The sequence below is a fragment of the Citrobacter sp. Cpo221 genome (assembly GCF_030332345.1).
Classification (GTDB): domain Bacteria; phylum Pseudomonadota; class Gammaproteobacteria; order Enterobacterales; family Enterobacteriaceae; genus Citrobacter; species Citrobacter portucalensis.
Window position 1 is genome coordinate 72154 of sequence record NZ_JAOWIA010000052.1, and the last position, 25384, is coordinate 97537.

The window sequence follows — 25384 nt, forward strand, 5'->3', positions numbered from 1 at the left end:
TCGCCGTAATAATTTTCGGGCGGAAAGATACATTTTAGTAATGAATGTATCAGTGATCGGGATCCCAAATGCAATAATCCACCTTTTATGTGGATAAATTTGGGCCATTAATCTGTTAAAAAATAGTCAAAGCGAATTTACGGGCGCGAAGGCTAACATTAACGACATATCTCATGAAAGCGAAGGCGCGAAGATAGGCGTGTTCAGCTGTAAAAACTGTTGTTTTTAGATGATTTCGGCGACTAATAATAATTTTCTAAGATAAATCACGGTTGGTTTTTCAAGGTAATCGTTTGCGGTGCTCGCTGTTTTTTATGAATCATCACTGGCATTTATATGATTGTCGGAGCTATGTGACTGGTATCACTAAAAAAAGCCGGGAGGCAAGTGCGCCAAACCCGGCTTTGATATGGACAAAACTGTCACCGCTATAGCGCTGCTAGCGGGTGTTGAAGGTTAGGCGCAGATCTCGTAACAAGGGATATACGCAGTGCCCGGTAACTTCATACGATGTTGTGCAACAAAGCCCTGCAGGAGATCGTCCATGCGGCGCATCATTTCGCGGTCACCGTGGATTTTGTACGGGCCAAACTCTTCAATAGCGCGGATCCCGACTTCCTTCACGTTACCTGCCACAATACCGGAGAATGCACGCCGTAAATCGGCGGCCAATACTTCAACGGGTTGATCCGGGTACAGCTTCAGGTTGGCCATGTTTTCATGGGACGGCTCGAACGGCATCTGCAGATCGGGCGCGATACGAATCGACCAGTTAAAGCTGTAAGCATCTCCTGTGTCGCGACGGTTTTCTTTCACCAGCGGCATCGCTTTTTTCATCAGACGCGCCACTTCTGCCGCATCGTCAATGATGATGCGATAGTGGCGACGCGCATCTTCCCCCAGCGTGTGCACGATAAATTCGTCCAGCACGCGGAAGTAATCCGCACTCTCTTTTGGTCCGGTCAGGATCAGCGGTAGAACCTGATCTTTGTTGGCAGGATTCATCAGGATCCCCAGCAGATACAGCAGCTCTTCTGCTGTCCCTACGCCACCCGGGAAGATGATAATACCGTGGGCGATACGCACGAACGCTTCCAGACGTTTTTCAATGTCCGGCATGATGATCAGTTCGTTTACCAGCGGGTTAGGCGGTTCAGCGGCGATGATTGACGGTTCGGTCATGCCAATAAAGCGGCTGTCTTTGTATCGCTGCTGGGCGTGGCCGACCGCAGCGCCTTTCATTGGCGCTTCCATCGCCCCCGGACCGCAGCCGGTACAGATGTTTAGTTCGCGCAGGCCCAGTTGGGTGCCGACGCGACGGGCGTACAGGTATTCATTCTCGTTGATTGAGTGACCGCCCCAGCAGACGACCATGTTCGGCGCTTCACCAACGTGCAGCGCCCGTGCATTACGCAGGATCGAGAATACGAGGTTGGTAATATGCACCGAGCTTTCGAGATCCAGATGCTGAAAACGACCAGCGTTATGGATCTGACCATTGACGAACAGAATGTCACGCAGCACGGCAAACAGGTTTGCCTGTAGCGCACGAATAATGCGTCCGTCAACAAACGCATCTTCAGGTGGGTTGATCAGTTCCAGCTTCACGCCCCGTTCGCGGCGCAGTACGTTAATATCGAAACTTTCAAAGCGTGACAGCAGTTCTTTGCTGTTGTCGGTCAAACTGCCGGAGTTCAGAACGGCAAGCGAACAGTTACGAAACAGTTGATACAGGTCGCTGCTGGCCGTGCGTTTAAGCATATCGACTTCCAGCTGCGACAACATGTCCATTGAGCCAAGCGGGCTAATATGTGTAATCAAGTAAACTCCTTATGGGACGCAACACGTCATTCCCTATTGATTACAATAGCCCTGGCTTATGACCTTTCACAACCTTGCGCGCGGAATCCGACACGCAAAATTGAGAAAAAAGATTACTGACGTACCAGACGACCGGTTGCCGGAGTGAAATCGGTGTTGGTGCGCCATGGGTTAATGTCCAGGCCGCCACGTCGCGTGTAGCGTGCGTAGACGCTCAGTTTCTCTGGCTGGCAGAAGCGCAGAATGTCATTGAAAATACGTTCCACGCACTGCTCATGAAATTCATTATGGTGGCGGAAGGAGACCAGATAACGCAGCAGCTTCTCTCTGTCGATTTTCCGTCCACGATACTGAATTTGTATGGAGCCCCAGTCGGGTTGATGGGTAATCAGACAGTTGGATTTCAGCAGGTGGCTGACCAGCGTCTCTTCCACTGCTTTTTCACCGCTCACGGCATTTTCCAGATACGCAGTGCTGAACTGGTAGTTGTCGATGACGATATCCTGATTGTCGATACAGGTCCCATTAAAGTGGGCTATCGGCTGCCCTTCCAGTTCGTCAAGGCGGTACAGCGCCACGCTGACATCACCTTGAGCGCAGGCGTGAAGATCGTTTTCCAGTGTCTGGCGTACCGCGTCCCAGGAATCAAAACGCGTCTGGTTAAAACTGTTCAGGTAAAGCTTAAAGCTTTTCGACTCAATCAGATTTACGCTGGTGTAATCCAGTTCCACGTGACCGACCGCGACTTGCGGTAAGCCGTTGGCATTCAGCCACGACAGTTCATATAGCGTCCAGATATCCGCACCGTGAAAAGGCAAGTTATCGGCCTTTAAATCCAGCGGGTCGCGATTCAGGCTGCGCGGAACGCCCTGCAACAGACTTGCATCGTAATTGTCTCGGTAATCCGTTGATTTACCAAGAGTCAGGCCGTTAAGCGCCTGATGATTTTCATAAGAGGACATGTTTCACCGTCATAAACCAGATACACTATGCGACAAGTGTATCCTGGCTTTTGTGAAGAGAGAAATCAGTGGACGAATTGACAGCGCAGGCGTTGATAGCCTTTACGACGCGTTATTGCGACGCATGGCATGAAAAAAACAACAGTTGGCCGCTCAGCGAAGAGCTGTATGGCGTACCTTCTCCGTGTATCATTTCTTCCACAGACGATGCCGTATTTTGGCGGCCTCAACCTTTTGTCGGCGAAAATAACCTCAATGCGGTTGAACGGGCCTTTGATATTGTGGTACAACCTGCCGTTCACGCTTTTTACACCACCCAGTTTGCTGGTGATATGCACGCGCAGTTTGCGGATGAAAAGCTCACGCTGCTGCAAACCTGGAGTGAAGATGACTTCAGGCGCGTTCAGGAAAACCTGATTGGTCATCTGGTTACGCAAAAGCGCCTCAAGCTATCACCTACGCTTTTTATTGCCACACAAGATAATGAGCTTGACGTCATTTCGGTGTGCAATCTGTCCGGTGAAGTGTGCAAAGAAACGCTGGGCACCCGTAAACGAACGGTGCTGGCGGCCTCACTTGCGGAATTCCTCATTCAACTTAAGCCAGTTCTGTAATCCAGTTTGCCCTGAATCTTGTGAGAGATCTCTTACAAGCCCTGTAGGACATTGCCAGGTGATAAGTAAAGACTTAATGAATTGATAAAATAATAATTTATTATTATTCAACTGGTTAGTGTTTTATTGTCAACTTTCATACGAAAATAATCGTAAGAGTAAGCCTGTAAGCATCTTGTAAGACAAAGCGAAACAGGCGATTCTATATCTGTCGACAAGGAGTCGCACAACGAAGAGAACATCAGGATGATGGCTCTTCGCCAGGACACACCAGGACGGTGTTGCAAGGACAGGCTTCAGGACGAAGCAAAGAGGAAGACGCTGGATGCGTTAAAGGACACCTCCAGGATGGAGAATGAGAGCCGGTCAGGATGTTCGGCGGGTCTGGATGGCCAGGATACTTCAGGATGAAGTTTTCACATCGGGGTGATGTGAGCAGGATGCAAAAGTTCAGGATGAACACGGTCGTAAGACCACAGGAAAAGTTGTCACGGATGAGCAGGGAGCACTAAAAGTAGCTGGAATGCTGCGAAACGAACCGGGAGCACTGTTTTTACAGTGCTCCCTTTTTTTATTTCCCTTCACTAGTGCTATTCTTCGCGCCAGATTTTTTCATCATTGAGGTTAATTTCATGACGACTCATGACCGTGTGCGCCAGCAGTTGCACGCACTTGAAGCGCTACTGCGTGAACATCATCACTGGCGGATGGATGAGCCAGCAGAGCATCTGTTTACCAGTACGCAGCCTTTTTGTATGGATACCATGGAGCCCGTCGAGTGGCTGCAGTGGGTGTTGATTCCCCGCATGCATACGTTGATTGATAACGCGCAGCCGCTTCCGCAGGCATTTGCCGTCGCTCCGTATTACGAAATGGCGCTGGCAGCCGATCACCCGCAACGCGACATTCTCCTGGCGGCGTTGCAGGAGCTGGATGCGCTGTTTACAAGTGATAACGCCTGATGCTGGAAATTCTTTATCAGGACGAATGGCTGGTCGCCGTCAATAAACCTTCGGGCTGGTTGGTTCACCGCAGTTGGCTCGACCGGGATGAGAAAGTGGTGGTGATGCAAACGGTGCGCGACCAAATTGGTCAGCACGTATTTACCGCCCATCGACTCGACAGGCCAACCTCCGGCGTGCTGCTGATGGGGCTGTCCAGCGAAGCCGGGCGTTTACTGTCCCAGCAGTTTGAACATCATCAAATTCAGAAACGCTATCATGCGATTGTGCGTGGCTGGCTGATGGATGATGCCGTGCTGGATTACCCGCTGGTCGAAGAGCTGGATAAGATTGCCGATAAGTTTGCCCGCGATGATAAAGGCCCGCAGCCTGCTGTCACCCATTATCGTGGCCTGGCAACGGTAGAAATGCCGGTAGCGACCGGGCGTTATCCGACTACCCGTTACGGGCTGGTGGAGCTGGACCCTAAAACCGGTCGCAAGCACCAGCTCAGACGCCATCTGGCGCACTTGCGCCATCCGATTATCGGCGACAGCAAGCATGGTGATTTGCGGCAAAACCGCAGCGCCGCAGAGCATTTCGGTTGCCAGAGATTGATGCTGCATGCCAGCCAGCTTGCGCTGACCCATCCTTTCACCGGCGAACCGCTGGTTATTCGCGCCGGGCTGGATGACGTCTGGATGCAGGCGTTATCACAGTTTGGCTGGCGTGGACTTCTCCCTGAGAATGAAAGGGTTGAGTTCAGCGGGCTGTCAGGTCAGGATGAGCAGATAGATTCTTAAGTCCCAGGAGATTACGGTTATGGCGGAAATTGGAATTTTTGTCGGCACGATGTACGGAAACGCGCTGCTGGTTGCCGAAGAGGCCGAAGCTATTTTGACGGCGCAGGGTCATAAAGCTACGGTGTTCGAAGATCCGGAGCTTAGCGACTGGCAGGCATATCAGGATAAATATGTGCTGGTAGTGACCTCAACGACCGGGCAGGGCGATCTGCCGGATAGCATCGTGCCGCTGTTTCAAGGGATCAAAGATAATCTCGGTTTCCAGCCAAATCTGCATTACGGCGTTATTGCGCTGGGCGACAGTAGCTACGTTAATTTCTGCAATGGCGGCAAACAGTTCGATGCCTTGTTGCAGGAACAAAGCGCCCACCGTGTAGGAGAAATGCTGCTGATTGATGCCAGCGAGCATCCTGAACCGGAAAGCGAATCCAATCCCTGGGTAGAAAACTGGGGAACCTTGCTTAAATAACTCCCTCGCTCGTACGGGCTGCAACCCCCATTTGAACCGCAAGCCGGGCCAGGCGAAGCCGCCACCCGGCAATAAAACCCCAATTACGTGAACTAACTTCCACTACTTTGGGCTTATGCCCCAAACAACTTCTCACTGCCTCCCTAATGTTGTGTTCATGCACGGTGAGGGCAAGTGGCACTCCTTCATATACTTTTCCCGTCAGTTCCCGGAATGGCAGCGAGTCAGAATAAAACGGCCCTGAGCTGTACCAACACTGCCACACACTAACCTCTCATTCTGATCACCCTACAGGTGCTGTACAGAATGAACTGGCGAAAGCCAGGATTCAGGAGTGCAACAATGAGTTCATTAAGTCAGGCGGCGAGCAGCGCGGAAAAACGCACTAACGCTCGCTACTGGATAGTGGTGATGCTGTTTATCGTCACATCCTTCAACTACGGCGATCGCGCCACCTTATCCATTGCCGGTTCGGAGATGGCCAAAGACATTGGTCTGGATGCGGTAGGGATGGGGTATGTATTCTCCGCTTTCTCATGGGCCTATGTTATCGGCCAGATCCCCGGCGGCTGGTTGCTCGACCGCTTTGGTTCAAAACGCGTTTATTTCTGGTCCATCTTTATTTGGTCCATGTTTACCCTGCTGCAGGGTTTTGTCGATATCTTCAGTGGTTTCGGCATTATCGTTGCGCTGTTTACCCTGCGTTTCCTCGTCGGTTTAGCTGAAGCGCCCTCCTTCCCCGGCAACAGTCGTATTGTGGCGGCGTGGTTCCCGGCACAGGAAAGGGGCACGGCGGTCGCTATCTTTAACTCTGCGCAATACTTTGCCACCGTTATCTTCGCGCCAATCATGGGTTGGCTGACCCATGAAGTGGGCTGGTCGCATGTGTTCTTTTTTATGGGCGGCCTCGGGATCATTATCAGCTTCGTCTGGCTGAAGGTGATTCATGAACCTAACCAGCACCCGGGCGTAAACCAAAAAGAGCTGGAGTACATTGCCGAAGGTGGGGCGCTGATCAACATGGATCAGGCGGCAGCCAAAACTAAAGTGCCGTTTAGCGTGAAGTGGGGGCAAATCAAACAGCTGCTGGGTTCACGGATGATGATCGGGATTTACATCGGCCAATACTGCATTAACGCGCTGACCTACTTCTTTATCACCTGGTTCCCGGTTTATCTGGTGCAGGCTCGCGGTATGTCGATTTTGAAAGCTGGCTTTGTTGCTTCGGTTCCGGCCATTTGCGGATTCGCCGGCGGCGTGCTCGGCGGCATTATTTCCGACTGGTTGATGCGCCGTACCGGTTCGCTGAATATCGCCCGTAAAACGCCAATCGTACTCGGTATGCTGCTGTCGATGGTGATGGTGTTCTGTAACTACGTCAATGTGGAGTGGATGATCATCGGCTTTATGGCGCTGGCCTTCTTCGGCAAAGGTATCGGTGCGCTGGGCTGGGCGGTGATGGCTGATACCGCACCTAAAGAAATCAGCGGTCTGAGCGGCGGTTTGTTCAACATGTTTGGCAACATCTCCGGCATCGTCACGCCAATTGCTATCGGCTACATCGTCGGGACTACTGGCTCGTTTAACGGCGCGTTGATTTACGTCGGGGTACATGCGCTGATTGCGGTGGTGAGCTATCTGGTGCTGGTGGGCGATATTAAACGTATCGAACTGAAACCTGTCGCAGGACAATGATGATGACAACACAATCAAGTCCCGTTATTACCGATATGAAGGTCATCCCGGTGGCCGGTCATGACAGCATGCTGCTCAATATTGGTGGGGCGCATAACGCATACTTTACTCGTAATATCGTGGTGCTCACCGATAATGTCGGAAACACCGGTGTCGGTGAAGCGCCAGGTGGCGAAGTGATTTATCAGACGCTGGTGGATGCGATTCCGCAGGTGTTGGGCCAGGAAGTCGCGCGCCTGAATAAGGTGGTGCAGCAGGTGCATAAAGGCAACCAGGCCGCTGATTTTGACACCTTTGGCAAAGGCGCCTGGACCTTTGAACTACGGGTCAATGCGGTAGCGGCGCTGGAAGCCGCATTGCTCGACCTGCTGGGTAAGGCGCTGAACGTGCCGGTTTGTGAACTGTTAGGGCCGGGCAAGCAGCGCGATGCGGTCACCGTACTCGGCTATCTGTTCTACGTGGGCGATCGCACAAAGACCGATTTACCGTATCTGGAAAGCACGCCGGGAAACCATGAATGGTATCACCTGCGTCATCAGCAGGCGATGAACAGTGAGGCGGTGGTACGTCTGGCTCAGGCTTCGCAGGATCGCTACGGCTTTAAAGATTTCAAACTCAAGGGCGGTGTACTGCCTGGCGAACAGGAAATCGACACCGCTCGCGCGCTGAAAAAATGCTTCCCGGATGCGCGTATTACGGTTGATCCCAACGGTGCCTGGCTGCTGGATGAAGCCATCTCCCTGTGTAAAGGGCTTAACGATGTTCTGACCTACGCCGAAGATCCATGTGGCGCTGAACAGGGTTTTTCTGGCCGCGAAGTGATGGCCGAGTTCCGCCGTGCAACCGGTCTGCCGGTAGCAACGAACATGATAGCCACCAACTGGCGTGAAATGGGCCATGCGGTGATGCTGAATTCAGTAGATATTCCGCTGGCCGATCCGCACTTCTGGACCCTTTCTGGCGCGGTACGCGTGGCACAGTTATGCGATGACTGGGGCCTGACCTGGGGCTGCCATTCTAACAATCATTTTGATATTTCCCTGGCAATGTTTACCCACGTCGGCGCTGCTGCACCGGGTAATCCAACGGCTATCGATACCCACTGGATCTGGCAGGAGGGCGATTGCCGCCTGACCAAAAATCCGCTGGAGATTAAAAACGGAAAAATTGCGGTACCCGATGCGCCCGGTCTGGGCGTGGAACTGGATTGGGATCAGGTACAGAAAGCGCATGAAGCCTATAAGGCGCTGCCCGGCGGCGCACGTAATGACGCAGGCCCAATGCAGTATCTGATCCCCGGATGGACTTTTGACCGTAAACGTCCCGTTTTCGGCCGCCACTAATTTTGAATAAGGACTTAATTATGAGCGCACAATTTTCTACCCCATTGGTTACCTCTATGCAGGTTATTCCGGTTGCGGGTCATGACAGCATGCTGATGAACCTGAGCGGCGCACATGCTCCGTTCTTCACGCGCAATATTGTGATTATTAAAGATAACTCCGGTCATACCGGCGTGGGTGAAATTCCCGGCGGCGAAAAAATCCGCAAAACGCTGGAAGATGCGATCCCGTTGGTGGTAGGTAAAACGTTAGGTGAATACAAAAACGTGCTGAATGCGGTACGCAATACTTTTGCCGATCGTGATGCGGGCGGTCGCGGTTTGCAGACCTTCGATTTACGTACCACTATTCATGTGGTTACTGGGATCGAAGCGGCCATGTTGGATCTGTTAGGTCAGCATTTGGGCGTAAACGTCGCCTCTTTGCTGGGGGATGGCCAGCAGCGTAGCGAAGTTGAAATGTTGGGTTACCTGTTCTTTGTGGGTAACCGTAAGGCAACGCCGCTGCCGTACCAGAGTCAGCCGGATGAGAAATGCGACTGGTATCGTCTGCGTCATGAAGAAGCGATGACCCCGGATGCGGTAGTGCGCCTGGCGGAAGCCGCATATGAGAAGTATGGTTTTAATGATTTTAAACTGAAAGGCGGCGTGCTGGCCGGGGAAGAGGAAGCAGAATCTATCGTTGCGCTGGCGAAGCGCTTCCCGCAGGCCCGCGTCACGCTGGATCCGAACGGCGCGTGGTCGCTAAATGAAGCGATTAAGATCGGCAAATATCTGAAGGGTTCTCTGGCCTATGCGGAAGATCCGTGCGGTGCCGAGCAGGGCTTCTCAGGTCGTGAAGTGATGGCGGAATTCCGTCGCGCCACCGGTCTGCCGACCGCCACCAACATGATCGCCACCGACTGGCGTCAGATGGGGCATACGCTGTCGTTGCAGTCTGTTGATATCCCACTGGCGGACCCGCACTTCTGGACCATGCAGGGTTCTGTCCGTGTGGCGCAGATGTGCCATGAGTTCGGGCTGACCTGGGGATCGCACTCTAACAACCACTTTGATATTTCGCTGGCGATGTTTACGCATGTTGCGGCGGCGGCTCCGGGTAAAATAACCGCTATCGATACCCACTGGATCTGGCAGGAAGGCAATCAGCGCTTGACCAAAGAGCCGTTTGAAATCAAAGGCGGCATGGTGCAGGTTCCGGCAAAACCGGGTCTGGGCGTGGAGCTGGATATGGATCAGGTCATGAAAGCGCATGAACTGTACCAGCAACATGGACTGGGTGCGCGTGATGATGCGATGGGTATGCAGTATCTTATCCCGAACTGGACGTTTGATAATAAGCGTCCGTGCATGGTTCGCTAAGTGATCCAGGACCGCTCCTATAGAGTGAGCGGTTTTGCTCCTGGTGTATGCTTAACATAGTCAACATGCGTAAGGATGCTTTATGAAAATAGTAATCGCACCAGATTCCTATAAGGAAAGTTTGAGTGCGCTTGAGGTGGCAACGGCTATAGAGCAGGGGTTTCGTGAGATCTGGCCCGATGCGGATTACGTGAAGATTCCGGTTGCAGATGGCGGTGAAGGAACGGTCGAAGCGATGGTTGCCGCAACGCAAGGTCACCTTGTGCATGTTGATGTTACCGGCCCTTTGGGCAACACAATTCAGGCATTTTATGGTTTATCTGGTGATGAGCGCTCGGCGTTTATCGAAATGGCGGCCGCCAGCGGACTGGAACAGGTTCCTGTGGGGTTACGCGATCCGCTGAAAACGACATCCTGGGGAACCGGGGAGTTAATCCGTCATGCGCTGGACGCTGGCGTTGAACATATCATCATTGGGATTGGCGGTAGCGCCACCAATGATGGCGGTGCCGGGATGGTGCAAGCGCTGGGAGCAAAACTGCTGGATGCGCAAAATAACGAAATTGCGCAAGGCGGAATCGGTCTGGAATCTCTGTCCCGGATTGATATTTCTCAGTTAGACAGCCGTCTTGCCGGGTGCCGTATTGAAGTTGCTTGCGATGTGACCAACCCGTTGACTGGAAAAAAGGGCGCATCTGCGGTTTTTGGTCCGCAAAAAGGGGCGACGCCGGAGATGATTACCCGCCTGGATCGGGCGCTCACGCACTATGCGCAACTCATTGCCCGCGATCTGGACGTCAACGTGCTGGATCTGGCCGGCGGTGGCGCTGCTGGTGGTATGGGGGCGGCACTCTATGCGTTTTGCGGCGCACAGCTACGCTGCGGTATTGAGATAGTAACGGATGCGTTACACCTCGACGCCTGCGTTGAGGATGCGGATTTGGTGGTGACGGGTGAAGGGCGAATCGACAGCCAGACTATTCACGGTAAGGTTCCGGTTGGCGTGGCGAAAGTCGCAAAGCGTTACAACAAACCGGTTATTGGCATTGCCGGTAGCCTGACGGCGGATGTCGGTGTGGTCCATGAGCATGGGCTGGATGCGGTTTTCAGCGTCATCTACTCCATTTGTACCCTGGATGAGGCGCTGAAGAACGCGAGCGACAACGTACGAATGACGGCGCGAAACGTAGCCGCAACGCTTAAAGCAGGGCAGCAATTACGCTGAGTTGTTAGCCGCATTCGGCGATGTGCCCGATGCGCGACGCTTATCGGGCCTACGGTAAACAGCGAAACCTGTAGGCCGGAGAAGGCGTTTACTGACCGATGCACGACGCTTATCGGCTCTACGGTAAACAGTGAAACCTGTAGGCCGGATAAGGCGTTTACGCCGCATCCGGCGAATATTACCCTAACAACTTCTTCGCTTCGCGTGCAACGTTGTCCATCTCATCCAGAAGCTCTAAAAACTCAGGTTCCAGCTCTTCTTCTTTGGTTCCACTGCGTAGCTGTTGTTCAATGAGCTGACACAGGTTTTTCATGCGGGGGACACCACTATAACCGCAACTGCCGTGCAGCTTGTGAATCATATCCACTAGCCCTTCGGGGTTCTCTCCGACCAGTTGCTCTTCGATTTTGTTACGCACCTCAGGCAGAAAATCGATCAGCATTTGCAGCATATCCCGCGCCAAATCGTTCTTACCCGCGGCTTGCCTTAATGCCAGTTGCCAGTCGAGCGTCGTGTTCGGATTGACGACTGGCTCAAGAGGTTCTGCGGTGAGTGCCCGAAGCGATGAGCCTGCACCCGGTTTGTAACGTAACAGCAGATTATGCAGCTTATCTTCCTCGATAGGCTTCGCCAGGTAATCGTTCATCCCGGCGCTGAGCAGCTTCTCTTTCTGCCCGGCCATGGCGTGTGCGGTGACCGCAATGACAGGTGTCTGCTGTTGATGAGGAAGCTGGTGGATAAGTTCACAAGCGCGAATGCCGTCCATATCAGGCATCTGAATATCCATCAGGATCAGATCAAATTGCATTTGTCTGGCGCGATCCACCGCCTGATGCCCGCTGTCGCAGAGCACGACGTGCTGGACCTTATCTTCCAGCAATGCGCCAATCAGCTTGAGGTTCGCCGGGTTGTCGTCTACCGCCATGACGGTCATCGCGATTTTGCTCTCGTCTAACAGAAGCGGATCCGCGCTGTGGTTCAGCTGACAATACTCTGTCAGCGCAGGCAGTAAGCGGGTTGAGGTGAGAGGTTTCAACAGACACGCCGCCGCGCCGCCCTGTTTTAACTTCTCGGCGTTAATCTGCGCATGGCAAGGGAGGGCCAGTAACAAAAAGTCGGTCATCGCCGCTGCGCTTGCCAGCCGCTCATGCTGCATGGTGAGCGGTTCGCGTAAAGTGACCGGAATGCCGAGCAGCAGAATATCGTAGTGATCCTTCGGCAGCCCGGAGAATGAAGGGCTGTAAATCACCTCCAGCGGTGTTTCACTCAATATATCTAACGTGCATTGTGCGGCGGTGGCGTTAGGTTCGACGTAGGCCAGTCGTTTACCGGCCAGGCAGAGCGTGGTTGAGCGGTCAACGAGAACATTAGGGTTAAGATCGAGGCTGATATGGAACCAAAACGTGGAGCCCCGGTTCGGCTGGCTGTGGAAGGATATATCCCCACCCATTTCGTTGACCAGTTTTTGCGTAATGACCAGGCCTAGCCCGGTTCCGCCATGACGCCGGGAAATACTGGCATCCGCCTGGCGGAAGGCCTGGAACAGACGGGATTGATCGCGCTCAGGAATACCGATCCCGGTATCGCGGATTTGTACTTCAATTTGCACTTTCGTGTTACTAAGGGCTCGCTTCTCGACCAGGATGTCGATGTTGCCGCCTTCGGTAAATTTGATGGCATTGCCGACCAGATTGGTGATCACCTGCTGTAAACGCAACGGGTCACCGATGACGTTGTCCGGTACGTCATTCTTAATATTCAGCGTCAGCTCAAGCCCTTTATCATGGGATGAATGTGCTAACAGTGTGACGACATCATCCAGCGTGCTGCGCAGCGGGAACGGAATGCTTTCCAGAATCAGCTTGCCCGCCTCAAGTTTGGAGAAGTCGAGTACATCATTGATGATGGCCAGCAGATTGTTAGCTGAGCGTTCAATGGTATTCAGGTGATCGCGCTGTGTGGTGTTGAGTTCGGTTTTTAGCGTCAGACGGGTGAAGCCAATCACGCCATTCAGCGGTGTTCGCAGCTCGTGGGACATGTTTGCCAGAAACTCAGACTTAATACGTGCCGCTTCCTGGGCGCGTTTCTTCGCCAGATCCAGCTCGACGTTCTGAATTTCCATCTGCTCTAGCGTTTCGCGCAGGTCAGAGGTGGCCTGATCGATGTTGTGCTGCATCTCTTCATGGTAAGCCGCGAGAGACATCGCCATCGAGTTGATGCCATTTTTAAGCATATCCAGCTCGCCCAGCATGAAACCTTCCACGCGGCTGTCGAGCTGTCCTCTACGTATTCGGTCAACGGTATTCACCATATTGCGAATCGGGCCGGTCACGTCGCGCATAAGACGCCAGCCGAAAATTAACGCAATACCAATACAAAACAGCATCATTACGCTGGAGATAAAGATCTCTTTGTACTGCTGCAATCGTACGGACTTAAGGTCCAGCTCAAGCGCCACATACCCCAGCATATTTTTGGTGTTTTTGGCGTCGCTTACGGCGGATTCATCCGGTGAATAGCTTTCCGATATAATAGGGGTTCGCAGGATCATGATATCCCCGTGCCGGGTGACGCTCAGCTTACGGGGAAACGGTGAACCGGTCGCCAACTGCATTTCAGACGGATCGAGATGAAAATTAGAGGTGACGAAAAGTCGGTTATTTTCGTCATAAACAGAAATTGCCCGCACGATATCGGAATGGCGACGATGCAGCACGCTGATAAGCTGGCCGATGGATTCCCTGTTTTGCAGGTTCATGCCATATTCGCTGGAGACCGCGAGTGGTTCAATGATGCTGGCACCAGCATCTTCCAGTTGACGCTGCAAGTCGTTATAGCGATGCACAACAAAAAAGATACTGAGCAACAAACCTATCAGGACGGTCGGGGCCAGGATCAGAATCATCATGCGTGCGCGCAGGCTGTAGTTGGTCATGGAGTTCCGTTATGGGACAATTAGGGTCACACTGTTAAATAGAGAAATATCTCGTCGATGGCGCAATTCTACTCTGCAAAACGACGCGTGACGACGCGTCAGATCATAACCGTTACCGTCAATGACCTCGATCCTTTTGGTCAGGGCGTCGCTCGCCATAACGGAAAGGCGTTGTTTATACCGGAATTGCTACCCCAGGAAAGCGCCGAGGTGGTGATTACCGAAGATAAAAAACAGTTTGCCCGCGCGCAAGTAAAACGACGTTTAAACGACAGCCCACAGCGTGAAGTGCCACGTTGCCCGCATTTTGGCGTGTGCGGCGGTTGCCAGCAGCAGCATGCCAGCATCTCATTGCAGCAGCGTAGCAAAAGCGCGGCGTTGTCGCGTTTAATGAAATGTGAGGTGTCGGATGTTATAGCTGATGCCCCGTGGGGCTATCGTCGTCGCGCACGTTTGAGCCTGAACTATCGGCCAAAAGAACAAAAATTGCAGATGGGGTTTCGCAAATCCGGTTCCAGCGACATTATCGATGTCAAACAATGCCCTATTTTGGTGCCCCAGCTTGAGGCGTTATTGCCCCATCTCAGAGCGTGTCTGGAAAGTCTGCAAGGGTTACGCCATCTAGGCCATGTTGAGCTGGTACAGGCGGGAAGCGGAACCCTGATGATTTTGCGCCACACGGCGCCATTGAGTGCTGCGGATAAAGAAAAACTGGAATGCTTTTCGCATTCTCAGGGGCTGTCTTTGTTTCTGGCCCCGCAAAGCGAGATACTGGAATCAATATCAGAAGAATCGCCCTGGTATGACTCAAATGGACTACGGTTAACCTTCAGCCCGCGCGATTTTATTCAGGTCAATGAAGGGGTAAACCAACAAATGGTCGCCCGTGCGCTGGAATGGCTCGATGTACAACCTGAAGATCGTGTACTCGATTTGTTCTGTGGCATGGGCAATTTTACCCTACCGCTGGCAACTCGGGCAGCAAGCGTGGTTGGTGTGGAAGGTGTTCCTGCGTTGGTGGAAAAAGGCCGAGAAAACGCGCTGAATAACGGATTACACAATGTGACATTCTTTCATGAAAACCTTGAGGAAGATGTTACCCGACAGCCGTGGGCGAAAAACGGATTCGACAAAGTATTGCTCGATCCTGCGCGTGCGGGGGCTGCAGGTGTGATGCAACATATTATAAAATTAGAACCTATACGCGTTGTTTATGTATCCTGTAACCCAGCAACGCTGGCTCGTGACAGCGATGCTTTGCTCAACGCTGGATACGCCATACGGCGACTGGCGATGCTCGATATGTTTCCGCACACTGGACACCTGGAATCAATGGTCCTGTTTGAGCGTTTGTAATGAATTTTGTACCCATTGGATTTCGGGTTGTAATGCAGCATGAAAGACAATGGGTAGGGCTTGTCGACTTCGACAGGCCTGGCCCCTTAAGGAGAGGACAATGGTTGCGGTAAGAAGTGCACATATAAATAAAGCTGGTGAGTTTGATCCAAAGAAATGGATCGCGAGTCTGGGGATCTCCAGCCAGCAGTCGTGTGAACGCTTAGCCGAAACCTGGGCGTACTGCCTCCAGCAGACACAGGGGCATCCGGATGCGGATCTGCTGCTGTGGCGTGGCGTGGAGATGGTAGAAATTCTCTCTATGTTGAGCATGGATATCGACACGTTGCGTGCAGCAATGCTGTTCCCTCTGGCTGATGCCAACGTGGTCAGTGAAGACATCCTGCGCGAGAGCGTGGGCAAATCTATTGTTCATCTTATCCACGGTGTGCGTGATATGGCGGCGATACGCCAGCTTAAAGCCACGCATACCGATTCAGTTTCTTCCGAGCAGGTCGATAACGTCCGCCGCATGCTGCTGGCAATGGTAGATGACTTCCGCTGTGTGGTCATCAAGCTGGCAGAGCGGATTGCCCATCTGCGTGAAGTGAAAGACGCGCCGGAAGATGAACGCGTTCTGGCGGCAAAAGAGTGCACCAATATTTATGCGCCGCTGGCCAACCGTTTGGGAATCGGGCAATTAAAATGGGAGCTGGAAGATTATTGCTTTCGTTATCTGCACCCGGCTGAATACAAACGCATAGCCAAGCTGTTGCATGAACGACGTATCGACAGGGAACATTACATTGATGAGTTCGTCGGTCATTTGCGCTCAGAGATGAAAACGGAAGGCGTCAAAGCTGAAGTGTACGGACGTCCGAAGCATATCTACAGTATCTGGCGCAAAATGCAGAAAAAGCAGTTAGCCTTCGATGAACTGTTCGATGTACGCGCAGTGCGTATCGTGGCAGAGCGTTTACAGGACTGCTATGCCGCACTCGGGATAGTACATACTCACTATCGCCATCTGCCGGATGAGTTCGATGATTACGTTGCTAATCCGAAACCCAATGGCTACCAGTCAATCCATACGGTTGTGCTGGGGCCGGGCGGGAAAACCATCGAAATTCAGATCCGTACCAAACAGATGCACGAAGATGCCGAACTGGGCGTCGCGGCGCACTGGAAGTACAAAGAGGGTACCGCTTCAGGCGCGGCGCGTTCTGGTCATGAAGATCGCATTGCGTGGCTGCGTAAGCTGATTGCCTGGCAGGAAGAGATGGCGGATTCCGGTGAAATGCTGGATGAAGTCCGTAGCCAGGTCTTTGATGACCGCGTGTACGTCTTTACGCCAAAAGGCGACGTTGTAGACTTACCTGCGGGCTCCACGCCGCTCGATTTTGCTTACCACATTCATAGCGATGTGGGGCATCGATGCATTGGCGCGAAAATTGGTGGGCGCATTGTACCGTTTACCTACCAGCTGCAGATGGGCGATCAAATTGAAATTATCACCCAGAAACAGCCAAACCCAAGCCGCGACTGGTTGAACCCTAACCTTGGCTACGTAACCACCAGTCGTGGGCGTTCGAAGATCCACGCCTGGTTCCGTAAACAGGACCGCGATAAGAACATCCTTGCAGGTCGCCAGATCCTCGACGATGAGCTGGCGCATTTAGGCATCAGCCTGAAAGAGGCGGAAAAACACCTGCTACCGCGCTACAGCTTCAATGAGCTGGACGAGTTGCTGGCGGCGATTGGTGGGGGAGATATCCGCCTCAACCAAATGGTGAACTTCCTGCAGGCGCAGTTTAATAAGCCAAGCGCTGCCGAACAGGATGCCGCCGCACTGAAACAGCTTCAGCAGAAAACGCAGGCACCGCAGAGTCGTCGTAAAGACGACGGTCGTGTGGTGGTGGAAGGGGTAGGTAACCTGATGCACCACATCGCCCGCTGCTGCCAGCCGATTCCAGGCGATGAGATTGTCGGGTTTATTACCCAGGGACGCGGTATTTCCGTGCACCGGGCGGATTGTGAACAGCTGGCTGAGCTGCGCTCCCATGCGCCGGAACGTATTGTTGATGCGGTCTGGGGCGAAAGCTACTCGGCAGGGTATTCGCTGGTGGTTCGCGTCCAGGCCAACGATCGCAGCGGCTTGTTACGTGATATCACCACGATCCTCGCCAACGAGAAGGTGAACGTGCTGGGAGTTGCCAGCCGAAGTGATACCAAACAACAGCTGGCCACCATCGATATGACCATCGAAATTTATAACCTGCAGGTGCTCGGGCGCGTGCTCGGCAAGCTGAACCAGGTACCGGATGTGATCGACGCACGTCGCTTGCACGGTAATTAATGATTTTGTAGGCCGGATAACCTTGTAGGCCTGATAAGACGCGTTAGCGTTGCCATCAGGCATTGCTATGTTGCCGGATGTCGGTTGTCGCGTTATCCGGTCTACTATATTGAAATTTCAGGACATTCCAATGAATCAAATCGACCGACTGCTCGGTATTATGCAGCGCCTGCGCGACCCGGAAAACGGCTGTCCGTGGGACAAAGAGCAGACATTCTCCACTATTGCTCCTTACACTCTCGAAGAAACCTATGAAGTGCTGGACGCGATTGCGCGTGAAGACTTTGACGACCTGCGCGGAGAGCTGGGCGACCTGCTGTTCCAGGTGGTGTTTTACGCCCAGATGGCGCAGGAAGAAGGACGCTTCAACTTTGATGATATTTGTGCTGCGATAAGCGATAAGCTTGAACGCCGTCATCCACATGTTTTTGCTGATGTTTCTGCCAGTAACAGTACTGAGGTTTTGACCCGCTGGGAAAAAATCAAAAGTGAAGAACGCGCCCAGAAGGCACAGCATTCCGCACTCGACGATATTCCCCGCAGTTTACCGGCATTAATGCGCGCCCAAAAAATCCAGAAACGCTGCTCAAATGTTGGCTTCGACTGGAAAACATTAGGACCGGTTGTCGACAAGGTTTACGAAGAGATCGACGAAGTCATGTTTGAGGCTAAGCAGGCTGTTGTCGACCAGGCTAAACTGGAGGAGGAAATGGGCGATCTGCTGTTTGCTACGGTCAATATGGCCCGGCATTTAGGCACTAAAGCAGAGACCGCATTGCAGAAAGCGAACGAGAAGTTTGAGCGGCGTTTTCGTGAAGTTGAGCGAATTGTGGCTTCGCGCGGTCTGGAAATGACTGGTGTTGATCTGGAAACTATGGAAGAAGTCTGGCAACAGGTAAAACGGCAGGAAATTGATCTCTAAGGGATTTCGTCGGTCAAGGGCGATTTGTGTGATTTTTTAAATAACAAGCGCTTGATTTACGTCAAAAACATTTACCCCAAAGGGGCTATTTTCTCACTCCCGATGTTAATGTGAGCCTGGTGAAGAGGAGGAATAATGAAAGTTTGTGGCGCTCGTCATGTTCGGGTATACTACTTTCCCGTCTTGGTAATTCCATCGTTTCACCCTAACTTCTCAGGTCCAGCATGACAACGAACTATATTTTTGTGACCGGCGGGGTCGTATCCTCTCTGGGAAAAGGCATTGCCGCAGCCTCCCTGGCAGCCATTCTTGAAGCCCGTGGCCTCAATGTAACCATGATGAAACTGGATCCGTACATCAACGTCGATCCAGGTACTATGAGCCCAATCCAACACGGGGAAGTGTTCGTTACCGAAGACGGCGCTGAAACCGACCTGGACCTGGGTCACTATGAGCGTTTCATTCGTACCAAAATGAGCCGCCGCAACAACTTCACTACGGGTCGTATCTACTCCGACGTTCTGCGTAAAGAACGCCGTGGCGACTACCTGGGCGCAACAGTTCAGGTTATCCCGCACATCACGAATGCCATTAAAGAGCGCGTTCTGGAAGGCGGTGAAGGTCATGATGTTGTTCTGGTCGAAATCGGCGGAACCGTTGGGGATATCGAATCTCTGCCGTTCCTTGAAGCGATTCGCCAGATGGCCGTAGAAATTGGCCGTGAGCACACGCTGTTTATGCATCTGACGCTGGTTCCGTACATGGCGGCGGCAGGTGAAGTCAAAACTAAACCGACTCAGCACTCTGTAAAAGAGCTGCTTTCTATCGGTATTCAGCCAGATATCCTGATTTGCCGCTCCGATCGCGCAGTTCCGGCTAATGAACGTGCAAAAATTGCATTGTTCTGTAACGTTCCGGAAAAAGCGGTGATTTCTCTGAAAGATGTCGATTCCATCTATAAAATCCCGGGCCTGTTGAAATCTCAGGGCCTTGACGATTATATTTGTAAACGATTCAGCTTGAACTGTCCGGAAGCTAATCTGTCAGAATGGGAACAGGTTATCTACGAAGAAGCGAATCCGGCAGGCGAAGTGACTATCGGTATGGTCGGCAAGTACATTGAACTGCCGGATGCCTATAAGTCAGTTATCGAAGCGCTGAAGCACGGTGGTCTGAAGAATCGTGTCACCGTCAACATCAAGCTGATCGATTCGCAAGATGTCGAAACGCGTGGCGTTGAGATCCTGAAAGGTCTTGATGCAATCCTGATCCCTGGCGGCTTCGGCTACCGCGGTGTTGAAGGTAAAATCGCGACGGCGCGTTTTGCGCGTGAGAACAATATTCCTTATCTGGGCATTTGCCTGGGTATGCAGGTTGCGTTGATTGAGTTTGCACGTAACGTAGTGGGTATGGACAACGCCAACTCCACGGAATTTGTGCCAGACTGTAAGTACCCGGTGGTGGCCCTGATTACCGAATGGCGCGATGAAGACGGCAACGTCGAAGTCCGTACAGAGAAGAGCGATCTGGGCGGCACAATGCGCCTTGGCGCGCAGCAGTGTCAGTTGAGCGACGATAGCCTGGTTCGTCAACTGTACGGCGCGCCGACAATTGTTGAACGCCATCGCCACCGTTATGAAGTCAACAATATGCTGTTGAAACAGATTGAAGCTGCGGGTCTGCGTATTGCAGGCCGTTCCGGTGATGATCAGTTGGTCGAGATCATTGAGGTACCGAATCATCCGTGGTTCGTGGCCTGTCAGTTCCACCCGGAATTTACTTCCACGCCACGTGATGGGCACCCGCTGTTTGCCGGCTTTGTGAAAGCCGCCAGTGAACATCAGAAGCGTCAGGCGAAGTAAGAAGTAAATAAGTTAGAACGGCAATGCACCCATTAGGGTGCATTGTTTGTCTGGAGTTTTAGTTTAACTTGTACTGAGGAAAATCTAATGTCCAAAATCGTTAAAATCATCGGTCGTGAAATCATCGACTCCCGTGGTAACCCGACTGTTGAAGCCGAAGTACACCTGGAAGGTGGTTTCGTTGGTATGGCAGCAGCTCCGTCAGGTGCTTCTACTGGTTCCCGCGAAGCACTGGAACTGCGCGATGGCGACAAATCCCGTTTCATGGGTAAAGGCGTACTGAAAGCTGTTGCAGCTGTTAACGGCCCAATTGCTCAGGCTCTGCTGGGTAAAGATGCTAAAGATCAGGCTGGCATCGACAAGATCATGATCGATCTGGACGGTACTGAAAACAAATCCAACTTCGGTGCAAACGCCATCCTGGCTGTGTCCCTGGCGAACGCCAAAGCAGCAGCAGCTGCAAAAGGCCTGCCGCTGTATGCACACATCGCTGAACTGAACGGTACTCCGGGTAAATACTCCATGCCGGTTCCGATGATGAACATCATCAACGGTGGTGAGCACGCTGACAACAACGTCGACATCCAGGAATTCATGATTCAGCCGGTTGGCGCTAAGACTCTGAAAGAAGCCGTTCGTATGGGTTCTGAAGTGTTCCACAACCTGGCTAAAGTTCTGAAAGCTAAAGGTATGAACACTGCAGTTGGTGACGAAGGTGGCTACGCGCCGAACCTGGGTTCCAACGCTGAAGCTCTGGCTGTAATCGCTGAAGCGGTTAAAGCAGCTGGCTACGAGCTGGGCAAAGACATCACCCTGGCGATGGACTGTGCAGCTTCTGAATTCTACAAAGACGGTAAATACGTTCTGGCTGGCGAAGGCAACAAAGCATTCACCTCCGAAGAATTCACTCACTTCCTGGAAGAACTGACCAAACAGTACCCGATCGTGTCCATCGAAGATGGTCTGGACGAGTCTGACTGGGACGGTTTCGCATACCAGACTAAAGTACTGGGCGACAAAATCCAGCTGGTTGGTGACGATCTGTTCGTAACTAACACCAAGATCCTGAAAGAAGGCATCGAAAAAGGCATCGTTAACTCCATCCTGATCAAATTCAACCAGATCGGTTCTCTGACCGAAACTCTGGCTGCGATCAAAATGGCGAAAGACGCTGGCTACACCGCTGTCATCTCTCACCGTTCTGGCGAAACTGAAGACGCTACCATCGCTGACCTGGCTGTTGGTACCGCTGCAGGCCAGATCAAAACTGGTTCTATGAGCCGTTCTGACCGCGTTGCTAAGTACAACCAGCTGATTCGTATCGAAGAAGCTCTGGGTGAACAAGCACCGTACAACGGTCGTAAAGAGATCAAAGGTCAGGCGTAATCCTGTTCTTTAACTCTTAACGTAAAAACCCGCTGCGGCGGGTTTTTTTATGCCCTTAAAGCAGTAGAGGAAGGGTTGCGCTGGCGGTTTGCTGGCTCACATCACTGTACTTTTCATCCAGAGCAATCAGCGACGTAGTCAGTAGCTCTACCAACAGCATCACTCCCACCTTGGCGTTTAGCGCGCCAGCACTCAACGGACCTTCTGGTTTGGCTGCGACCAGTTGAATATCGCTCAGCGAAGCCAACGGGCTGCGCGGCGTATTACTTAACGCCAGTACGCGCACGCCTTGCTTACGCGCCAGTTTAACGACATGCAGTAGATCGCGCGTCGAACCTGAACTGGAAATCGCTACCACCAGCGTGTCTTTGTTAAGCGTTGTGGCGTTCATGGCTGCACGATGCATGTCACTGAACAATTGTGCAGGTTTGCCGAGGCGCAGGAGTTTGTAATGTAAATACTCCCCCAGAATAGCGCTGGCCGCTACGCCATAAATCTGTACCGACTGGGCCTGATGCAGTGCCAAAGCGGCGGATTCCAGTAATGTCCTGTCGAGTAATTTTGCTGTGTCCTGCAACGCTTGTACGGATTCATTGACCACATTGTCAATTTCATCCCCGCTGTGCTCTACCGGCTGTCCTTGCTGGAGATCGAGTGCCAGCGCCATTTTGAATTCGTTATAACCCTTACACCCAAGTGCGCGGCACAGACGTGTGACGCTCGCCTCGCTGGTGTCGCTTTCACGCGCCAGTTCGGTAATCGTCAGGTAGACAACTTTTGCCGGATCGCTGAGCACAAACTCTCCCAGCTTCTGCTGTGTTCGGCTATATCCGTCAACGCCCTGGCGCAATCTCAGCAGCAGGTTTTCATTTTCTGACATGCAAAATCCTTAATGCGTTTCTCTGTTGATAGTGTGGCGGAAAGCAGGGGAGAGATGCCAGTCATTTTAAAAAAGTATGATCGGCTTCCTGGATTTTGATGATAATTTTCATTACATATATTAAATATGATAAAAATTTTCATCATTAATCGGAGAGATGAAAAAATGATGCAAATGTTTAGCGGCGCTTCATCGGGCGCATGGTTCGAAAAGGCACAGCGGTTCGGCAAATCGTTCATGCTGCCGATTGCGGTACTGCCTGCTGCGGGGCTGTTGTTAGGGATTGGCGGCGCGCTGTCGAATCCAAACACATTGACTGCTTATCCATTTTTGGACGTTGACTGGTTACAGGCAATTTTCACGATCATGACCAGCGCAGGTTCTATTGTGTTTGCCAACCTGTCGGTGCTTTTTGCGGTAGGTGTCGCAGTAGGACTGGCGAAAACGGATAAAGGCACCGCCGGGCTTGCGGCATTGCTGGCATTTCTGGTGATGAACGCCACCATCAACGCTTTATTGACGCTCAACGGAACGCTGGCGCACGAGAATCCCGGTGCCGTAGGCCAGGGGATGACGCTGGGTATTCAGACACTGGAAACGGGTGTGTTCGGTGGGGTGGTGATTGGGCTTGTCACCTGCGCGCTGCATAGCCGTTTCAATAAAGTCTCATTACCTCAGTTCCTTGGTTTCTTCAGCGGTTCGCGCTTTGTACCGATTATTAGCTCCCTTGCCGCGATTGTCGTGGGTGCGGTCATGACGGTGGTTTGGCCGCATTTCCAGAAACTCATTTTTGGACTGGGTGGTCTGGTGGATGCGACAGGCTATCTGGGGACGCTGTTGTATGGCTTCATCCTGCGTATGCTTGGCCCACTGGGTTTACACCATATCTTTTATTTGCCGTTCTGGACGACAGCGCTTGGCGGAAGTGAAATCGTCAACGGCCAGTTAGTTGACGGTACTCAGCGTATTTTCTTCGCGCAACTTGCCGATCCGAATACGCAGCAGTTCTATGCGGGCACCTCGCGCTTTATGTCCGGGCGCTTCATCACCATGATGTTTGGCCTGCTTGGCGCATGTCTGGCGATGTACCACACCGCCAGGCCTGAGAACAGAAAACTTGTCGCTGGTCTGCTGTTATCAGCAGCCCTGACCTCTTTCCTGACAGGTATAACTGAGCCTATCGAGTTCTCCTTCCTGTTTGTCGCACCCGTGTTATACGTCATTCACGCCTTCTTCGATGGTCTGGCGTTTATGATGGCGCATATTTTACATATCACCATCGGGCAAACCTTTTCGGGTGGGCTTATCGATTTCCTCCTTTTCGGCGTGCTACAGGGGGAAGCTAAAACCAACTGGATGTACGTCCCCATGGTGGGGATCCCGTGGTTCTTCCTTTACTACTTCACCTTCCGCTATTTGATTAACCGCTTTAACTGGTTGACACCAGGTCGTGAAAACGCAGCGCCGACTGAATCCGGCCTGCCGCAGAGTGAGCGAGCCGCGGCAGTGATCGCCGGGCTGGGAGGCAAAGAGAATCTGGAAGAGGTGGATTGTTGCGCCACACGCCTGCGCGTGACGGTGAAAGAGAGCAGCAAGGTCGATGAAGCGGCGCTGAAAGCGACCGGAGCCCGTGGCGTAATTATTCGCGGCAACGGGGTTCAGGTGATTTATGGCCCGCATGTCACCATCATTAAAAACGAAGTCGAAGAGATCTTATCGTAATGAAAACTGTACTGGATTCCCTGAAAGGTAAATTAATTGTCTCCTGTCAGGCGCTGGAAAATGAGCCCCTGCATAGCCCATTTATTATGTCACGTATGGCGCTGGCGGCAGCGCAGGGTGGTGCGGTAGGTATTCGTGCGAACAGCGTGGTGGACATTCGCGCGATCAAAGAGAGCGTCTCCCTGCCGGTGATTGGGATTATCAAGCGTGATTATCCGGGTAGCGATGTGTTTATCACGGCCACTTTACAGGAAGTCGATGAACTGATGACCGTTGAGCCGGAAATTATTGCTCTGGATGCGACAGCGCGCCCGCGCCCCGGTGGGCAATCGCTGGAAGAACTGGTCACGCAAATCCGCGCTCGCTATCCGTCCGTACTGCTGATGGCGGATATTGCCACCGTAGACGAAGCGGCGACCGCCGAGCGCCTGGGTTTTGACTGTGTGGGCACCACGCTCTACGGTTATACCGCTGACACTGCCGGGCATGTGCTGGCGGAAAACGACTGCGGTTTTTTACGTGATGTGTTGGCTGCGGTCAGCGTCCCGGTTGTGGCGGAAGGGAACGTTGATACCCCTGAACGTGCTGCACGATGCCTGGCATTAGGCGCTCATACCGTGGTGGTTGGTGGAGCTATCACGCGCCCGCAGCAGATAACGGCACGCTTTGTCGCGGCGATCGCCTCGTAAAGCATCGATGGGGCATGATACTTTGGCGGGGATCTGCGATAATTATCGTTTATCCCCATATTG

At 52.5% G+C, this 25384-nt stretch carries 19 protein-coding genes; 15 read left to right on the forward strand and 4 right to left on the reverse strand.

The window, feature by feature from the left end; translation table 11 throughout:
* Window positions 1–456: 456 nt before the first annotated feature.
* Entirely contained in the window at window positions 457–1821 is a 1365-nt protein-coding gene (gene ppnN, locus OGY72_RS12300) for a nucleotide 5'-monophosphate nucleosidase PpnN (RefSeq protein ID WP_003034076.1), read from the reverse strand.
* Between the two features lie 113 nt (window positions 1822–1934).
* A complete protein-coding gene (gene queF, locus OGY72_RS12305; protein ID WP_286547805.1) occupies window positions 1935–2783 on the reverse strand; it encodes an NADPH-dependent 7-cyano-7-deazaguanine reductase QueF in 849 nt (282 codons plus the stop codon).
* A gap of 68 nt (window positions 2784–2851) precedes the next feature.
* Between queF and syd the strand changes: the two genes are divergently transcribed.
* The 8 genes from syd to OGY72_RS12345 all read left to right on the forward strand — a co-directional run bounded on the left by syd (window position 2852) and on the right by OGY72_RS12345 (window position 11234).
* Window positions 2852–3397 carry a SecY-interacting protein gene (gene syd / locus OGY72_RS12310; RefSeq protein WP_149384703.1) on the forward strand — a complete coding sequence of 182 codons (546 nt, stop codon included), beginning with the start codon at window positions 2852–2854 and terminating at the stop codon, window positions 3395–3397.
* Window positions 3398–4029: 632 nt separating this feature from the next.
* Window positions 4030–4359, forward strand: a complete 330-nt coding sequence (locus OGY72_RS12315; protein ID WP_003825670.1) for a YqcC family protein — start codon at window positions 4030–4032, stop codon at window positions 4357–4359.
* Window positions 4359–5141 (forward strand): tRNA pseudouridine(65) synthase TruC, encoded by a 783-nt coding sequence (truC, locus tag OGY72_RS12320; RefSeq protein ID WP_003825671.1) that lies wholly within the window; start codon window positions 4359–4361, stop codon window positions 5139–5141. Before OGY72_RS12315 ends, truC begins: the two co-directional genes overlap by 1 nt.
* 19 nt (window positions 5142–5160) lie before the next feature.
* Window positions 5161–5610, forward strand: a complete 450-nt coding sequence (locus tag OGY72_RS12325) for a flavodoxin (RefSeq protein WP_008785690.1) — start codon at window positions 5161–5163, stop codon at window positions 5608–5610.
* 342 nt (window positions 5611–5952) lie between these two features.
* Window positions 5953–7305, forward strand: coding sequence for a galactarate/glucarate/glycerate transporter GudP (gene gudP / locus OGY72_RS12330; RefSeq protein ID WP_003825678.1), 1353 nt, complete (start codon window positions 5953–5955; stop codon window positions 7303–7305).
* A 2-nt stretch (window positions 7306–7307) separates the two neighbouring features.
* Window positions 7308–8648 (forward strand): enolase C-terminal domain-like protein, encoded by a 1341-nt coding sequence (locus OGY72_RS12335; protein ID WP_286547806.1) that lies wholly within the window; start codon window positions 7308–7310, stop codon window positions 8646–8648.
* 20 nt (window positions 8649–8668) lie between these two features.
* Window positions 8669–10009, forward strand: coding sequence for a glucarate dehydratase (gene gudD, locus OGY72_RS12340; RefSeq protein ID WP_003034111.1), 1341 nt, complete (start codon window positions 8669–8671; stop codon window positions 10007–10009).
* An 82-nt stretch (window positions 10010–10091) separates the two neighbouring features.
* Complete coding sequence (locus OGY72_RS12345) at window positions 10092–11234, forward strand: glycerate kinase (RefSeq protein ID WP_286547807.1); 1143 nt, start codon at window positions 10092–10094, stop codon at window positions 11232–11234.
* Window positions 11235–11412: 178 nt separating this feature from the next.
* On the opposite strand, the gene barA is transcribed toward OGY72_RS12345, so the two are convergent.
* Complete coding sequence (barA, locus tag OGY72_RS12350; RefSeq protein WP_286547808.1) at window positions 11413–14169, reverse strand: two-component sensor histidine kinase BarA; 2757 nt, start codon at window positions 14167–14169, stop codon at window positions 11413–11415.
* Between the two features lie 57 nt (window positions 14170–14226).
* Here barA and rlmD point away from each other — a divergent pair, with 57 nt between their 5' ends.
* The 5 genes from rlmD (at window position 14227) to eno (ending at window position 22030) form a co-directional block, all read left to right on the forward strand.
* Complete coding sequence (gene rlmD, locus OGY72_RS12355; protein ID WP_008785684.1) at window positions 14227–15525, forward strand: 23S rRNA (uracil(1939)-C(5))-methyltransferase RlmD; 1299 nt, start codon at window positions 14227–14229, stop codon at window positions 15523–15525.
* A 100-nt stretch (window positions 15526–15625) separates the two neighbouring features.
* Window positions 15626–17860 (forward strand): GTP diphosphokinase, encoded by a 2235-nt coding sequence (gene relA / locus OGY72_RS12360; RefSeq protein WP_003825690.1) that lies wholly within the window; start codon window positions 15626–15628, stop codon window positions 17858–17860.
* Window positions 17861–17990: 130 nt separating this feature from the next.
* Window positions 17991–18782 (forward strand): nucleoside triphosphate pyrophosphohydrolase, encoded by a 792-nt coding sequence (gene mazG, locus OGY72_RS12365; RefSeq protein WP_003825693.1) that lies wholly within the window; start codon window positions 17991–17993, stop codon window positions 18780–18782.
* A 224-nt stretch (window positions 18783–19006) separates the two neighbouring features.
* Window positions 19007–20644 carry a glutamine hydrolyzing CTP synthase gene (gene pyrG / locus OGY72_RS12370; protein ID WP_003034127.1) on the forward strand — a complete coding sequence of 546 codons (1638 nt, stop codon included), beginning with the start codon at window positions 19007–19009 and terminating at the stop codon, window positions 20642–20644.
* An 87-nt stretch (window positions 20645–20731) separates the two neighbouring features.
* Window positions 20732–22030, forward strand: coding sequence for a phosphopyruvate hydratase (gene eno / locus OGY72_RS12375; protein WP_003034129.1), 1299 nt, complete (start codon window positions 20732–20734; stop codon window positions 22028–22030).
* Window positions 22031–22085: 55 nt separating this feature from the next.
* Here the strand turns inward: eno and OGY72_RS12380 are convergent, their stop codons facing one another.
* Window positions 22086–22910 (reverse strand): MurR/RpiR family transcriptional regulator, encoded by an 825-nt coding sequence (locus tag OGY72_RS12380; protein WP_063940947.1) that lies wholly within the window; start codon window positions 22908–22910, stop codon window positions 22086–22088.
* Window positions 22911–23075: 165 nt separating this feature from the next.
* On the opposite strand from OGY72_RS12380, the gene OGY72_RS12385 reads away from it, so the two are divergent.
* Complete coding sequence (locus OGY72_RS12385; protein ID WP_286547809.1) at window positions 23076–24632, forward strand: maltose/glucose-specific PTS transporter subunit IIC; 1557 nt, start codon at window positions 23076–23078, stop codon at window positions 24630–24632.
* The gene (locus tag OGY72_RS12390; RefSeq protein ID WP_126317481.1) at window positions 24632–25321 is read left to right on the forward strand and encodes an N-acetylmannosamine-6-phosphate 2-epimerase; all 690 of its coding nucleotides are present in this window, start codon (window positions 24632–24634) and stop codon (window positions 25319–25321) included. The genes OGY72_RS12385 and OGY72_RS12390 overlap by 1 nt, the downstream gene beginning before the upstream one ends.
* Window positions 25322–25384: the final 63 nt, after the last annotated feature.

Excerpts from the sequence above, each read along its gene's own strand:
- queF (WP_286547805.1), bottom strand. The coding sequence starts at position 2,783 with ATGTCCTCTTATGAAAATCATCAGGCGCTTAACGGCCTGACTCTTGGT.
- OGY72_RS12315 (WP_003825670.1), top strand. The coding sequence starts at position 4,030 with ATGACGACTCATGACCGTGTGCGCCAGCAGTTGCACGCACTTGAAGCG.
- truC (WP_003825671.1), top strand. The coding sequence starts at position 4,359 with ATGCTGGAAATTCTTTATCAGGACGAATGGCTGGTCGCCGTCAATAAA.
- OGY72_RS12325 (WP_008785690.1), top strand. The coding sequence starts at position 5,161 with ATGGCGGAAATTGGAATTTTTGTCGGCACGATGTACGGAAACGCGCTG.
- gudP (WP_003825678.1), top strand. The coding sequence starts at position 5,953 with ATGAGTTCATTAAGTCAGGCGGCGAGCAGCGCGGAAAAACGCACTAAC.
- OGY72_RS12335 (WP_286547806.1), top strand. The coding sequence starts at position 7,308 with ATGACAACACAATCAAGTCCCGTTATTACCGATATGAAGGTCATCCCG.
- gudD (WP_003034111.1), top strand. The coding sequence starts at position 8,669 with ATGAGCGCACAATTTTCTACCCCATTGGTTACCTCTATGCAGGTTATT.
- OGY72_RS12345 (WP_286547807.1), top strand. The coding sequence starts at position 10,092 with ATGAAAATAGTAATCGCACCAGATTCCTATAAGGAAAGTTTGAGTGCG.
- barA (WP_286547808.1), bottom strand. The coding sequence starts at position 14,169 with ATGACCAACTACAGCCTGCGCGCACGCATGATGATTCTGATCCTGGCC.
- rlmD (WP_008785684.1), top strand. The coding sequence starts at position 14,227 with ATGGCGCAATTCTACTCTGCAAAACGACGCGTGACGACGCGTCAGATC.
- relA (WP_003825690.1), top strand. The coding sequence starts at position 15,626 with ATGGTTGCGGTAAGAAGTGCACATATAAATAAAGCTGGTGAGTTTGAT.
- mazG (WP_003825693.1), top strand. The coding sequence starts at position 17,991 with ATGAATCAAATCGACCGACTGCTCGGTATTATGCAGCGCCTGCGCGAC.
- pyrG (WP_003034127.1), top strand. The coding sequence starts at position 19,007 with ATGACAACGAACTATATTTTTGTGACCGGCGGGGTCGTATCCTCTCTG.
- eno (WP_003034129.1), top strand. The coding sequence starts at position 20,732 with ATGTCCAAAATCGTTAAAATCATCGGTCGTGAAATCATCGACTCCCGT.
- OGY72_RS12380 (WP_063940947.1), bottom strand. The coding sequence starts at position 22,910 with ATGTCAGAAAATGAAAACCTGCTGCTGAGATTGCGCCAGGGCGTTGAC.
- OGY72_RS12385 (WP_286547809.1), top strand. The coding sequence starts at position 23,076 with ATGATGCAAATGTTTAGCGGCGCTTCATCGGGCGCATGGTTCGAAAAG.
- OGY72_RS12390 (WP_126317481.1), top strand. The coding sequence starts at position 24,632 with ATGAAAACTGTACTGGATTCCCTGAAAGGTAAATTAATTGTCTCCTGT.